We start from the raw sequence: 12,458 nt of genomic DNA on the forward strand, positions 1-12,458 counted from the left end.
GCAATTGAATTATCTCTATAGTTCGGGTAGCATCGAAGTATGAAGGATGGTCCGATCATAGCTTCCGTTGCCGCACTGCTTGGTGACCCTGCGCGTGCAAACATGCTCACGGCGCTGATGGACGGCCGCGCACTGACAGTCAGTGAGCTTGCGTCTGCGGCAGGTGTGACATTGCAAACGGCCAGCGGGCACCTTGCAAAACTTGATGCTGCTAATCTGCTGGTTGCGGAGAAGCAGGGACGGCATCGCTATTTCCGCCTTTCAGGAACGGATGTTGCGCAGGTTCTGGAAGGACTAATGGGACTCGCGCAACGCACCGGCGCCGTGCGGGTGCGGACCGGCCCGAAAGATCAGGCGTTACGCAAGGCGCGCATCTGCTACGATCATCTGGCGGGTGAACGTGGCGTCGAGATGCTCGATGCGTCGCATAGACTTGGTCTCATTGCCGACGATGGCGAGCCGATGCTGACCGAGAAGGGCAAATCGTTTTTCAACTGTCTTGGTGTGAATGTCACCACCCTGGAGCAGGGCAAGCGTCCGGTCTGCCGCCATTGCCTCGACTGGAGCGAACGCCGCAACCATCTTGGCGGAGCACTGGGCGCGGCGCTCCTGAACCATTTTATTTCGCAAGGGTGGGCACGTCGCGAAGCGGGGCGGGTCATTGCTTTCTCGCCCAAAGGATCGCAGGCATTTTCGCGGACATTTGAACTGGCTGGCCAGATCACGTGACCTGAACAGCCAGCGATTCAGTATTAATGTTGTGTGGCGGCAGCGGCAGCTTCGTCCAGTTCAGTGGCTCGTTTCATCGCTGGGCGATCCTTCAACCGGTCCCAATAGGCCACAAATGCTCCCCGGGCGGGCAGCGTGCCGAAGCGCAAGCCCCATCCTACGTGTGAACCGACGTAAACGTCAGCTGCGGTGAAACGGTCGCCGGTGATATATGGATGCTGTGAGACGGCTTTCTCCAAAGTGTTGACCACTGTGTCGTAATTGCCGTAGCCGACCATTCCCTGCTTGTCGACGGGGATTTCAACGCCGAGCGCATGGTTGGAAAGTGCAGCTTCGACGGGGCCGGACGTAAAGAACAGCCAGCGGAAGAAATTTGCACGCTCATTCGGATGCGGCGCCAGACCGGCTTCGGGAAATGTCGTTGCGAGATAAGCGCAGATCGCCGCCACTTCCGTTACCACCGCATCGCCGTGACGCAGGGCCGGCACTTTTCCCATGGGGTTGATCGTGCAGTAGTCAGGGCCTTTCATCGGCGGGCCGAAATCCAGTATTTCCACATCGTAGGGTTTGCCGATCTCTTCCAGCATCCAGCGCGCGATACGTCCGCGCGACATCGGGTTGGTATAGAGCTTCAACTCAGCCATTTCATCCTCCCTGTAAAAGGTGGCAGGATGCGCTTTTTCCCTTGAAAAGGAAATGAAAAAACCCGGCAGCGACGCTGCCAGGTTCTGCATATCGAGAATTGGTCGAATACCCGATCAGGCGGCCATTGCCTTCTTGAGGTTTTCATCGATCTTGTCGAGGAAACCCGTGGTGGAAAGCCAAGGCTGATCCGGACCGATGAGCAGCGCCAGATCCTTGGTCATGAAGCCGCTTTCAACGGTGTCCACGCAGACCTTTTCCAACGTGTCGGCAAAACGCTTCAGCTCGGCATTGTCGTCAAGCTTGGCACGGTGGGCAAGACCGCGGGTCCATGCGAAGATCGAAGCGATCGAGTTGGTCGAGGTTTCCTCGCCCTTCTGATGCTGGCGGTAGTGACGGGTGACGGTGCCGTGGGCAGCTTCAGCTTCAACGGTCTTGCCATCCGGCGTCATCAGAACGGAGGTCATCAGGCCGAGCGAGCCGAAGCCCTGTGCCACGATGTCCGACTGAACGTCGCCATCATAGTTCTTACATGCCCAGACGTAGCCGCCCGACCACTTGAGTGCCGAAGCGACCATGTCGTCGATGAGGCGGTGTTCGTACCAGATCTTCTTTTCTTCGAACTTCGACTTGAATTCTGCGTCGAAGACTTCCTGGAAGATATCCTTGAAGCGGCCGTCATAGGCTTTCAGGATGGTGTTCTTCGTGGAGAGATAGACCGGATAGCCGCGCTGCAGGCCATAGTTGAACGAAGCGCGGGCGAACTCGCGGATCGATTCGTCGAGGTTGTACATGGCAAGAGCCACGCCAGCCGAAGGAGCCTGATAGACTTCGTGTTCGATGGTTTCACCATCTTCACCAACGAACTTGATCGTCAGCGTGCCTTTGCCGGGGAACTTGAAATCCGTCGCGCGGTACTGGTCGCCGAATGCGTGGCGGCCAACGATGATCGGCTGGGTCCAACCCGGCACCAGACGCGGTACGTTCTTGCAGATGATCGGCTCGCGGAAGATCACGCCGCCCAGAATGTTGCGGATGGTGCCGTTTGGCGACTTCCACATTTTCTTGAGCTTGAATTCTTCAACGCGCGCTTCGTCAGGCGTGATGGTTGCGCACTTCACGCCGACGCCATGTTCCTTGATGGCATTGGCTGCATCGATGGTGACCTGATCGTTGGTCGCATCGCGGTTCTCAACCGACAGATCGTAATATTTCAGATCGATGTCGAGGTAAGGATGGATAAGCTTGTCCTTGATGAACTGCCAGATAATGCGGGTCATCTCGTCGCCGTCGAGTTCGACGACCGGGTTCGCAACCTTGATTTTTGCCATGGATGAAGCCTCTTTTTCAATGCGTCGCGCCCGTATAGCACTCACGGCGAATAAGGCAAAGCGTAAGAGGCTTATTCTTTGGCCTATAGACCATCTGAATGGTCAAAAATTCGGGAGAGATTTTGCGAAATGCGCGAAACGTCTTTCAGGCAAACCCGATCATGCAGCGCGGTGAGCCGACCTGTCGTTATCGCGAGACTTCTCCCAAGATGATTGCTGCTGGCGATAGTTTTTCTCTTCATTTGCCAGAATGGCGTCCGCATCCAGCGTGGAGATGGCAGTTGCCCTGTCTGTGGGTACGAGACCATTCAGCTGCAGCGAAAGATATCGACCGCTACAGACCCGCAGGAATGAGGCGAAATTATCGAGGTCGTGGCCTTCATTCCGGGATTCATCATAAAGTTTGCCAATGAGGCGACTGACAGTGAGATCATCGCGCGCCGCAATATCTTCCAAGGCCCACCAAAAGAAATTTTCAAGGCGAACGCTTGTTACAACGCCGTCTATGCGCAGCGATCGCGTCACGCTCAGCCAGAGTTCAGGATTGGCGCCGATGAACAGCCTGCACATGGTTTCCTCCGGATCATTTTCCCAGACTTACTGTCGCGCAGTTTTACCCCGCCTGCAACCGTGTCGGGTACGGGCGGGGCAGCGCGATCAGCTGTGGGTGATCCTGGTGCCGAGGACTGTGAGGAACTGTGCCAGCCAGGCCGGATGGGCAGGCCACGCAGGCGAGGTGACGAGATTGCCATCCGTAACGGCCTGATCGACCGGAATATCGGCATAGGTGCCGCCGGCGAGTTCGACTTCCGGCCGGCAAGCCGGATAGGCCGAACAGGTGCGGCCTTCCAGAACGCGCGCTGCGGCGAGCAGTTGTGCGCCGTGGCAGACCGCTGCAACGGGCTTGTTCGCCTCGAAGAAATGTCTCACCACGGCGATAACCTTGTCGTCGAGACGCAGATATTCCGGCGCCCGGCCACCGGGAATGACAAGCGCGTCATAGCTATCCGGTTTCACTTCGGAGAAGGTTGCATTGAGGGTGAAGTTATGGCCCGGCTTTTCCGTATAGGTCTGGTGGCCCTCAAAATCATGAATGGCTGTCGCGATATGGTCCCCGGCTTTCTTGCCAGGGCAGACCGCATGAACCGTATGGCCAACAGTCAGCAACGTCTGGAACGGGACCATAGTTTCATAGTCCTCACCGAAGTCGCCGCAAAGCATCAGTATTTTCTTACCCGACATAGTTTCCTCCCTTGATCCTGTATCTGGTGGCGACAGTCTGGCACAAATGGGCGGAAGATAGGTGTTATCGGGCTACTACACAGGCTTTTCACCCGGACATGTAAGGGGAATCTTTGCGATTCAGCGTCAATTATGTCAGGGAAGCGCCACGATTTTATAGCACAGCGGAAAACATCATGGCAGGAACAGATAAACAGCGCCCCATACTCGCGGAAGGACCAGCAATCGTTCTGGTAGAACCGCAATTGCCGGAGAATATCGGCATGGTGGCGCGCGCCATGGCCAATTTCGGATTGGCAGAACTGCGTCTGGTCAATCCCCGCGAGGAATTCCCGAGCGAGAAGGCGAGGGCCGCAGCGAGCAAGGCCGATCATGTGATCGACAATGCTGTGGTTTATGACGACCTGCCTTCCGCTATCGCTGATCTCAATTTCGTCTATGCAACGACGGCTCGCGAACGCGACGGTTTCAAGCAGGTTCGCAGCGCCGTGGAAGCCGGTGGTGAGTTGCGCCGTCGTTTTAGAACTGGCGAAAAAACAGGTATCCTGTTCGGCCGTGAGCGCTTCGGCCTCAGCAACGAGGAAGTGGGACTTGCGGACGAACTGGTGACATTCCCGGTCAATCCAGCCTTTGCATCGCTGAATATCGCGCAAGCTGTCCTGCTCATGTCCTATGAGTGGATGAAATCGGGTCTTGAGAACGAAACGGAGACGGTATTCCGTGGGCCGGAACTTGAGCTGGCGCCGAAGCAGGAATTGCAGGGACTCTTCAACCATCTCGAAGAAGCCCTTGATGTGCGTGGCTATTTCCGTCCGGAAGCCCGCAAGGAAATCATGGTCAATAATCTGCGGGCAGTGCTGACCCGCGCCGGTTTCGCATCAGCAGAGCTGAAACTTCTGCGCGGCGTCATCACGTCGCTCGATGTGTTCTCGCCGAAAAAGCCGCGTGGTTCGGGTGCTCCGGATGGGCGTGCGCGCAAGCCCGCGACCGAGGCTCCGGCAACAAAGGTCAAGGACGAATGAAAAACGCACCCGCTGTGAGCTTCTCTGCCGCGCCTTCCGCCGACGCCGAAAGACCGATTCTGGTTTTCGACAGCGGCATTGGAGGGCTGACGGTCTTGCGGGAAGCGCGGGTGCTGATGCCGGATCGCCGTTTCGTCTATGTCGCGGACGATGCCGGATTTCCCTATGGCGGATGGGAAGAGGATGCGTTGAGGGCGAGAATAGTCCAACTGTTTGGCAAGCTCATTGCCGACTATGATCCTGAAATTGCGGTCATCGCCTGCAATACCGCCTCCACGCTGGTGTTGGACGACTTACGGAACGCCTATCCTGCGGTGCCATTCGTGGGAACCGTACCGGCGATCAAGCCAGCCGCCGAAAGAACCTCGTCAGGCCTTGTTTCCGTGCTGGCCACCCCCGGCACCGTCAGGCGGGCCTATACGCGCGATCTCATTCAATCCTTTGCTTCCCAGTGCCATGTTCGTCTCGTCGGTGCTGACCAGCTTGCGGCAGTAGCGGAAGCGCATATTCGTGGTGAGACGATCGACGAAGCGCTGGTCGTGGAACAGATTGCCCCCTGTTTCATTGAACAGGATGGCAACCGGACCGACATTGTTGTTCTGGCTTGTACGCATTATCCGTTTCTTGCCAATGTGTTTCGGCGCCTGGCGCCATGGCCGGTTGATTGGCTCGATCCGGCCGAAGCGATTGCCCGGCGTACCGTTTCTTTGCTGAAACCGCGTCGAGTCGACGAGGAACTGCATCATCACAACGATCTGGCGGTGGTGACCTCGGAGAATCCGGATTACGCCATTCGCAGGCTCATGCAGGGCTTCGGTCTGCATTTCGCCTGATCTCTCCCAAGGTCTTGAATTTTGCGGCCAGGTGACGATCATGGCCATGATCGTCTCACAGGGGAAATGCCATGACCGGAACCATACCACGGATTACTCTTCCATCGGGACAGGCGGTTCCGGCGCTCGGGCAGGGCACCTGGTATATGGGCGAGGACAGCGCACAACGCCGCCATGAAATCGAAGCGCTGAGGAGTGGTATCGATCTGGGAATGACGCTGATCGATACGGCGGAAATGTATGCAGACGGCGAGGCGGAGGACGTGGTCGGGGAAGCGGTCTCAGGTCGGCGGGACGATGTATTCCTCGTCAGCAAGGTGCTGCCGTTCAACGCGTCACGGAAGGGTACCATCAAGGCCTGTGAAAGAAGCCTGAAGCGGCTCCGTACCGGGCGTATCGATCTCTACCTTCTGCACTGGCGTGGGCGCTATCCACTGGAAGAGACTGTCGCGGCTTTCGAACACCTGAAACATGCAGGCAAGATCGCGAGCTGGGGCGTGAGCAATTTCGACATGGACGACATGAAAGAACTCGCCAGTATCGCGAGCGGCATGGAGGTCGCCACGAACCAGATACTCTATAATTTGACGCGGCGCGGACCCGAATTCGACCTGATGCCGTGGTGTGTAGAGCGAAAAATTCCGCTGATGGCTTATTCGCCAATTGAACAGGGACGATTGCTGGATGATCCAGTCTTGGCCGAAATTGCAGGCGAGACAGGCGGAACCCCGGCTTCGGTCGCGCTTGCCTGGACGATGCGCAGCGGCAATGTCATTGCAATTCCAAAGTCGTCCAACCCGCATCATGTCCGGGATAACAGAAAAGCCGCTGAGTTGCGGCTTTCCGACGATCATTTGAAACGTCTGGACCAGACTTTCTCGCCGCCGTCCCGAAAGACGGCGCTGGAAATGCTGTAACGAGAAACGTGCTTAATCCGCTTCCTTCTGGCGGGCATCCTTCTTGGCCTGCGCTACGCTTGCAGCCTTCCGTAACCGCCCACGTTCCGCCGGACGGACGAGGCTGTCGTATTTTTCGTTCGGAATGTTACGCATGCCTTGCAGTGCGTGGCGCGTGTTGAAGTCCTTGCCCTTCTTTTCGTTTGCTTCCTTGGCCGCGAGCGCTTTACGGGCATTGGCAATCAATTGGGCACTGGCCGCCATGCGGCGCCGACGTTCAACTTCCGTGTTGATACGACGCACTGCCATGGCCAAAACGGAAACTTTGAGATGCGAGCCTTCGTCGGCCTTGGAAGGAGTGGCTCCGCGAGCCGCTGCCTTTCCGCGCATTTCGCGCCTGCGCTGATGGGCCTGATCGCGGGCCTTCTTGCGGCGTTCGCGGACTAGTTTCGCCAGATGGCCAAGTTCTTCATCGGGAACGTTTTGCAAAAAAGGATGGTGCGATTTTTCGACCAGTTCTTTTTCGTCGGCATTGAGGGCACGCGCTTCCTGCTTTCTGGTGACGGCCATGGGACATCCTTTCTGCTAACGATGGGATTTTCTCGGTGGAATATAGGCGCGGCCGCCAGAATGGAAAGATAGGCTCCTCATTTCTGCTCCTCGGCGTGGACGGCTTCGCTTTGCTCTTCAAACCGTTGTAAAAGCAGCTTCAACTCATTGAGGGGCAGATGTTCCGCACCGATTGTCTCGATCTTGGTCGTAGAGACGATAGTCAGGATTTCATCAAGTTTGGCCTGGGTCGCACTCGCTTCGCGATTCTGCGCATTCTGGATAAGAAAGACCATCAGAAATGTGATTATGGTGGTCGACGTATTCACCACAAGTTGCCACGTGTCCGAGAAGTTAAACAGGGGGCCGGTGACGCCCCATATGATAATGAACAAACTCGCCAAGACGAACGCCAGGTAATGACCTGCAAGTTCGGCAGCTTTTTCGCTGAGCTTTGTGAAGAACTGTGACATCTAAACCTCCAAAATGGCTGACATGAAACGCTCAATGGAGGGGCGCGGTTCCGCAATCGCATGAGGCAGGGAACCTTCACGCGCCGCTCAACGTTTCCCCTGCATAGAAAACGCGGAGGTTAGCCGATGGAAATTGTTGAAACCCGCATCAGCTCGGTGGGGGGCTTCAAGCTCTATATGGTGGAATTCGTCACCGAGGGCGAAGAGAAGATCACTGTCAAGGTGGAGAATGAGACAGACGCAGAATTGGCACGCGATGAAGTACTGCGGCGCGCTGCCATGAAGCTGGGTGAGGCTCTTGGGGTTGCATGTACGGAATGCGGTATCGAGCCGGGCAGTTTTGTGACGCGTCCAAGCGCCCGCCGTGCCGGCGATCGGGCTGAGCTCGAACGCCAGCTAGATGAAGGTTTGGAGGACACGTTTCCCGCTAGCGATCCGGTCTCCGTAACTGGTTCAACGATTGCAGGTTTTACCGGGCCGAAAGATTGAAAGATGGCTGCAAGCAAGAAGCCGGGCTGTTCGCCCGGCTTCTGAAGTAGTTCAGAAAATGAGTCCTGCAATCAATATATCTAACTGATAATACTCAAAGATTGCGGCGCTTACCTTCCATCAGGTCGAGCACTGCACGGGCGCAGTCGAGCACATTGGAGCCCGGTCCAAACACCGCTGCCACTCCATGATCGAACAGATACTGATAATCCTGACGCGGAACGACACCGCCGCAGACCACGATGATATTCTCCGCCCCTTTTTTGCGCAGTGCGTCCACAAGCTGGGGCAGAAGTGTCTTGTGACCGGCTGCGAGCGATGAAACTCCCAGAACGTGCACCTTCGCCTTGATTGCCATGGCAGCGGCTTCGTCGGGCGTTTGGAACAGCGGACCAGCCAGCACCTCGAAGCCTATATCACCGAATGCCGAGGCAATAATTTTGGCGCCACGATCATGGCCATCCTGGCCGAGCTTGGCTACCATCACCTTTGGCTTTTCACCGATCTGTTTTGAAAAATCGCCCAGCCGGTCAACCAGCGTTTGATATTCCGGTTCGTTCTCATAGGCTGAGCCGTAAACTCTGTTGACGACCTTCGGAACGGCGGCGTGATCGCCGAATGCGCGGCGCATGGCGTCGGAAATTTCTCCGACGCTGGCGCGCGCACGAGAGGCTTCGACTGCGGCAGCGAGGAGGTTGCCTTCGCCGGTCTCGGCGACCCTTTGCAGTTCTGCAAGTGCGGCTTCGACCTTTGCCTTGTTGCGCGTTTCCTTGATACGGTTGAGACGCGCAATCTGCGACTGGCGAACGGCCGAATTGTCGATCTCCAGAATGTCGATTTCGTCTTCCTGCTCCAGCCGAAATTTGTTGACGCCGACAATGACTTCCTCGCCCTTATCGACTGCCGCTTGCCGTTTGGTGGCCGCTTCCTCGATGAGACGTTTAGGCAGTCCGCTTTCGACGGCCTTGGTCATGCCACCGAGTTTCTCGACCTCCTCAATCAAGGCCCAAGCCTTTTCGGCAAGCTCATTGGTGAGGTTTTCGATGTAATAAGACCCCGCCAACGGATCGACCACTTTGGTCACGCCGGTTTCATTCTGGAGGATGAGCTGCGTGTTGCGAGCAATGCGGGCGGAGAATTCCGTTGGCAAAGCAATGGCTTCATCGAAGGAATTGGTGTGCAGAGACTGCGTTCCGCCCAATGCGGCCGACATGGCTTCGAAGGCCGTGCGGACGATGTTGTTGTAGGGGTCCTGTTCCTGAAGCGAAACGCCGGAAGTCTGGCAATGTGTGCGCAGCATCAGCGAGCCGGGCTTCTTCGGATCGAATTCCTTCATGATGCGTGACCAGAGCAGGCGCGCGGCGCGCAGCTTGGCAATTTCCATGAAGAAATTCATGCCAATGGCGAAAAAGAAGGATAAACGCCCCGCAAATTCATCGACATTCAAGCCCTTATTGAGCGCAGCGCGTACATATTCGCGCCCATCGGCAAGCGTGAAGGCCAGTTCCTGAACCAGCGTCGCGCCTGCCTCTTGCATGTGGTACCCGGAAATGGAAATCGAGTTGAATTTCGGCATTTCGGTTGCCGTATAGGCGATAATATCCGCAATAATCCGCATGGATGGTTCCGGCGGATAGATATAGGTATTGCGAACCATGAACTCCTTGAGAATGTCGTTCTGGATCGTACCGGAGAGTTGCGCACGCGGCACGCCCTGTTCCTCACCCGCGACGATGAAATTGGCGAGGATCGGGATCACCGCGCCATTCATCGTCATCGAAACAGAGATTTTTTCAAGCGGAATGCCGTCGAAAAGGATCTTCATGTCCTCGACGGAATCGATCGCCACGCCAGCCTTGCCGACATCGCCTTCCACGCGTGGGTGATCACTGTCGTAGCCGCGATGGGTGGCGAGATCGAAGGCGACCGAAACGCCCTGCTGACCGGCGGCGAGAGCCTTGCGATAGAATGCATTGGATTCTTCCGCCGTCGAGAATCCCGCATATTGCCGGATTGTCCAGGGACGACCCGCATACATGGTGGCACGCGGGCCGCGAACAAAAGGCTCGAAACCAGGCAAGGTGCCCAGATGACCGATCCCTTTCAGGTCGTCTTCGGTATAGAGCGGTTTGACGTCAATCCCTTCGGGCGTGTGCCAGATCAAGCTGTCTGCTGGCCGCTTCAATTCCTTTTCAGCCAAGGTTTCCCAGTCTGCGCGGGTGGTGGGGCGCTCGCTCATATCGAACCTCACTCGAATTCCATGATCAGCTCATCGACAGCGAGGCTTGCACCTGCTTCCGCTGTGATGCGCTTTACGGTAGCACGGCGTTCGGCACGCAGCACGTTTTCCATCTTCATGGCCTCTACCGTGGCGAGCGGCTGCCCGGCTTCGACCGTATCGCCTTGCCCGACGAGGATGGACGTGATGACGCCCGGCATCGGACAGAGCAGCATCTTTGAGGTGTCCGGGGGGAGTTTCACGGGCATGAGCTTTGCAAGTTCGGCTATGCGCGGCTTGCGAACGTGGGCAACAACGTCCATGCCGCGCCAGCGAAGCCGCCAGCCAGTTCCGGAGCGTGAAACCTTGATGGCAATCGGCTTGCTGCCAACGGTGAATGAGCCCAGATGACTGCCGGGATGCCAGTCACTGGCAACAGGCAGGCTGCCGCCATCCACGAAATTGATTGTTGTCCCGCCTTCGCCTTCTGCGATACGCACCGGCAAGGCAAAGCCGCCGAGCGTCGCTACCCAGTCGGTGGCCACCGATTGCTGGTCGCTGGAAAGCCGCCCGGAGATTTGCGCGTTGCGTTGTTCTATCGCCAGATTGATCTGTGCGGCTACCGCAGCAAGTATGCGTGCGTCGTCTTCCGAAACGGGCACACCAGTAAAGCCGTCCGGGTATTCCTCGGCAATGAATGCGGTGGTGAGCGCGCCTTCGCGGAAGCGTGGATGATCCATCACAGCCGACAGGAAGGGCAGATTATGGCCGATGCCTTCAACCTCGAATGCGTCTAGCGCATCTCCCATCGCGTCGACAGCGCTGGCGCGGTCCGGCCCCCACGTGCAGAGCTTTGCGATCATCGGGTCATAATACATCGAGATTTCCCCGCCCTCGAATACGCCGGTATCGTTACGAACGATTGTGCCATCCGAGTTGCGGCCTTCGACCGGCGGTCGATAACGGGTCAGCCTGCCGATTGAAGGCAGGAAGTTGCGATAGGGATCTTCGGCATAGAGGCGGCTTTCCATCGCCCAGCCGTTCAGCTTCACGTCGCTCTGGCTGAAGCGGAGCTTTTCACCGGATGCTACGCGGATCATTTCTTCCACGAGATCAATGCCGGTGATGAGTTCCGTCACCGGGTGCTCGACCTGCAAACGCGTATTCATTTCAAGGAAATAGAAGTTCCGGTTACCATCGATAATGAATTCCACCGTGCCTGCCGAAAAATATCCAACGGCTTTTGCCAAAGCCACAGCCTGCTCACCCATGGCTTTGCGGGTGGCTTCATCCAGGAACGGCGAGGGGGCTTCTTCGATGACCTTCTGGTTGCGGCGCTGAATCGAACATTCACGTTCGCCCAGATAGACGACGTTGCCGTGCTGGTCGCCCAGAACCTGAATTTCGATATGGCGTGGCTGGGTGACGAATTTTTCAATGAATATGCGGTCGTCGCCGAAGGAGGATTTCGCCTCATTGCGTGAAAGCTGGAAGCCTTCGCGAGCCTCATCGTCGTTCCATGCGATGCGCATGCCCTTGCCGCCACCGCCAGCAGAAGCCTTGATCATCACCGGATAGCCGATGCTGCCAGCGATTTTGACGGCTTCGTCTGCGTCCTCGATCAAGCCCATATGCCCGGGCACGGTGGAAACACCGGCTTCGGCCGCAAGCTTCTTGGAGGTGATCTTGTCGCCCATGGCATCAATTGCTTTTACCGGCGGGCCGATAAAAGTGACGTTGGCGGCTTTCAGGGCTTCGGCAAAACGCGGGTTTTCCGAAAGGAAGCCGTAGCCCGGATGCACGGCATCGGCCCCGGTTTCCTTGATGGCGGCCAGAATTTTATCAATGACGATATAGGACTGATTGGACGGCGCTGGTCCGATATGGACTGCTTCATCGGCCATTTTGACATGGAGCGCATTGCGGTCGGCGTCGGAATAAACGGCAACCGTCGCGATGCCCATCTTCTTTGCCGTCTTGATGACCCGGCAAGCGATTTCGCCGCGATTGGCAATGAGAATTTTCTTGATCATG

General features: G+C 56.9%; 13 protein-coding genes. 5 read left to right on the forward strand and 8 right to left on the reverse strand.

Annotated elements, in window-relative coordinates:
• The first annotated feature begins 39 nt into the window (after positions 1 to 39).
• Entirely contained in the window at positions 40 to 729 is a 690-nt protein-coding gene (locus ABWW28_RS03630; RefSeq protein ID WP_021585274.1) for an ArsR/SmtB family transcription factor, read from the forward strand.
• A gap of 23 nt (positions 730 to 752) precedes the next feature.
• On the opposite strand, the gene ABWW28_RS03635 is transcribed toward ABWW28_RS03630, so the two are convergent.
• The 4 genes from ABWW28_RS03635 to ABWW28_RS03650 all read right to left on the reverse strand — a co-directional run bounded on the left by ABWW28_RS03635 (position 753) and on the right by ABWW28_RS03650 (position 3,944).
• Positions 753 to 1,373 (reverse strand): glutathione S-transferase family protein, encoded by a 621-nt coding sequence (locus ABWW28_RS03635; protein ID WP_025089489.1) that lies wholly within the window; start codon positions 1,371 to 1,373, stop codon positions 753 to 755.
• A 114-nt stretch (positions 1,374 to 1,487) separates the two neighbouring features.
• On the reverse strand, positions 1,488 to 2,702 hold the full coding sequence (locus ABWW28_RS03640) for an NADP-dependent isocitrate dehydrogenase (protein ID WP_006471635.1): 1,215 nt from the start codon (positions 2,700 to 2,702) through the stop codon (positions 1,488 to 1,490).
• A 159-nt stretch (positions 2,703 to 2,861) separates the two neighbouring features.
• On the reverse strand, positions 2,862 to 3,272 hold the full coding sequence (locus ABWW28_RS03645) for a ribbon-helix-helix domain-containing protein (protein WP_353390329.1): 411 nt from the start codon (positions 3,270 to 3,272) through the stop codon (positions 2,862 to 2,864).
• Between the two features lie 87 nt (positions 3,273 to 3,359).
• Positions 3,360 to 3,944, reverse strand: a complete 585-nt coding sequence (locus tag ABWW28_RS03650; protein WP_021585271.1) for a DJ-1/PfpI family protein — start codon at positions 3,942 to 3,944, stop codon at positions 3,360 to 3,362.
• Between the two features lie 176 nt (positions 3,945 to 4,120).
• Between ABWW28_RS03650 and ABWW28_RS03655 the strand changes: the two genes are divergently transcribed.
• The 3 genes from ABWW28_RS03655 to ABWW28_RS03665 all read left to right on the forward strand — a co-directional run bounded on the left by ABWW28_RS03655 (position 4,121) and on the right by ABWW28_RS03665 (position 6,716).
• Positions 4,121 to 4,966 carry an RNA methyltransferase gene (locus ABWW28_RS03655; protein WP_021585270.1) on the forward strand — a complete coding sequence of 282 codons (846 nt, stop codon included), beginning with the start codon at positions 4,121 to 4,123 and terminating at the stop codon, positions 4,964 to 4,966.
• A complete protein-coding gene (gene murI / locus ABWW28_RS03660) occupies positions 4,963 to 5,799 on the forward strand; it encodes a glutamate racemase (protein ID WP_021585269.1) in 837 nt (278 codons plus the stop codon). Before ABWW28_RS03655 ends, murI begins: the two co-directional genes overlap by 4 nt.
• Before the next feature lie 71 nt (positions 5,800 to 5,870).
• A complete protein-coding gene (locus ABWW28_RS03665; RefSeq protein ID WP_021585268.1) occupies positions 5,871 to 6,716 on the forward strand; it encodes an aldo/keto reductase in 846 nt (281 codons plus the stop codon).
• A gap of 12 nt (positions 6,717 to 6,728) precedes the next feature.
• On the opposite strand, the gene ABWW28_RS03670 is transcribed toward ABWW28_RS03665, so the two are convergent.
• Both ABWW28_RS03670 and ABWW28_RS03675 read right to left on the reverse strand, forming a co-directional pair.
• The gene (locus ABWW28_RS03670; RefSeq protein WP_021585267.1) at positions 6,729 to 7,265 is read right to left on the reverse strand and encodes a hypothetical protein; all 537 of its coding nucleotides are present in this window, start codon (positions 7,263 to 7,265) and stop codon (positions 6,729 to 6,731) included.
• 77 nt (positions 7,266 to 7,342) lie between these two features.
• Positions 7,343 to 7,717, reverse strand: a complete 375-nt coding sequence (locus ABWW28_RS03675; RefSeq protein WP_021585266.1) for a low affinity iron permease family protein — start codon at positions 7,715 to 7,717, stop codon at positions 7,343 to 7,345.
• Between the two features lie 126 nt (positions 7,718 to 7,843).
• Between ABWW28_RS03675 and ABWW28_RS03680 the strand changes: the two genes are divergently transcribed.
• Positions 7,844 to 8,206 carry a hypothetical protein gene (locus ABWW28_RS03680; RefSeq protein WP_021585265.1) on the forward strand — a complete coding sequence of 121 codons (363 nt, stop codon included), beginning with the start codon at positions 7,844 to 7,846 and terminating at the stop codon, positions 8,204 to 8,206.
• Positions 8,207 to 8,300: 94 nt separating this feature from the next.
• On the opposite strand, the gene scpA is transcribed toward ABWW28_RS03680, so the two are convergent.
• Positions 8,301 to 10,445 carry a methylmalonyl-CoA mutase gene (scpA, locus tag ABWW28_RS03685; RefSeq protein ID WP_021585264.1) on the reverse strand — a complete coding sequence of 715 codons (2,145 nt, stop codon included), beginning with the start codon at positions 10,443 to 10,445 and terminating at the stop codon, positions 8,301 to 8,303.
• A gap of 8 nt (positions 10,446 to 10,453) precedes the next feature.
• Positions 10,454 to 12,457, reverse strand: a complete 2,004-nt coding sequence (locus ABWW28_RS03690; RefSeq protein ID WP_021585263.1) for an acetyl-CoA carboxylase biotin carboxylase subunit — start codon at positions 12,455 to 12,457, stop codon at positions 10,454 to 10,456.
• Position 12,458: the final 1 nt, after the last annotated feature.

Origin of the sequence: Brucella sp. NBRC 14130, assembly GCF_040371715.1 — a bacterium.
Classification (GTDB): domain Bacteria; phylum Pseudomonadota; class Alphaproteobacteria; order Rhizobiales; family Rhizobiaceae; genus Brucella; species Brucella intermedia.

Excerpts from the sequence above, each read along its gene's own strand:
- ABWW28_RS03630 (WP_021585274.1), top strand. The coding sequence starts at position 40 with ATGAAGGATGGTCCGATCATAGCTTCCGTTGCCGCACTGCTTGGTGAC.
- ABWW28_RS03635 (WP_025089489.1), bottom strand. The coding sequence starts at position 1,373 with ATGGCTGAGTTGAAGCTCTATACCAACCCGATGTCGCGCGGACGTATC.
- ABWW28_RS03640 (WP_006471635.1), bottom strand. The coding sequence starts at position 2,702 with ATGGCAAAAATCAAGGTTGCGAACCCGGTCGTCGAACTCGACGGCGAC.
- ABWW28_RS03645 (WP_353390329.1), bottom strand. The coding sequence starts at position 3,272 with ATGTGCAGGCTGTTCATCGGCGCCAATCCTGAACTCTGGCTGAGCGTG.
- ABWW28_RS03650 (WP_021585271.1), bottom strand. The coding sequence starts at position 3,944 with ATGTCGGGTAAGAAAATACTGATGCTTTGCGGCGACTTCGGTGAGGAC.
- ABWW28_RS03655 (WP_021585270.1), top strand. The coding sequence starts at position 4,121 with ATGGCAGGAACAGATAAACAGCGCCCCATACTCGCGGAAGGACCAGCA.
- murI (WP_021585269.1), top strand. The coding sequence starts at position 4,963 with ATGAAAAACGCACCCGCTGTGAGCTTCTCTGCCGCGCCTTCCGCCGAC.
- ABWW28_RS03665 (WP_021585268.1), top strand. The coding sequence starts at position 5,871 with ATGACCGGAACCATACCACGGATTACTCTTCCATCGGGACAGGCGGTT.
- ABWW28_RS03670 (WP_021585267.1), bottom strand. The coding sequence starts at position 7,265 with ATGGCCGTCACCAGAAAGCAGGAAGCGCGTGCCCTCAATGCCGACGAA.
- ABWW28_RS03675 (WP_021585266.1), bottom strand. The coding sequence starts at position 7,717 with ATGTCACAGTTCTTCACAAAGCTCAGCGAAAAAGCTGCCGAACTTGCA.
- ABWW28_RS03680 (WP_021585265.1), top strand. The coding sequence starts at position 7,844 with ATGGAAATTGTTGAAACCCGCATCAGCTCGGTGGGGGGCTTCAAGCTC.
- scpA (WP_021585264.1), bottom strand. The coding sequence starts at position 10,445 with ATGAGCGAGCGCCCCACCACCCGCGCAGACTGGGAAACCTTGGCTGAA.
- ABWW28_RS03690 (WP_021585263.1), bottom strand. The coding sequence starts at position 12,457 with ATGATCAAGAAAATTCTCATTGCCAATCGCGGCGAAATCGCTTGCCGG.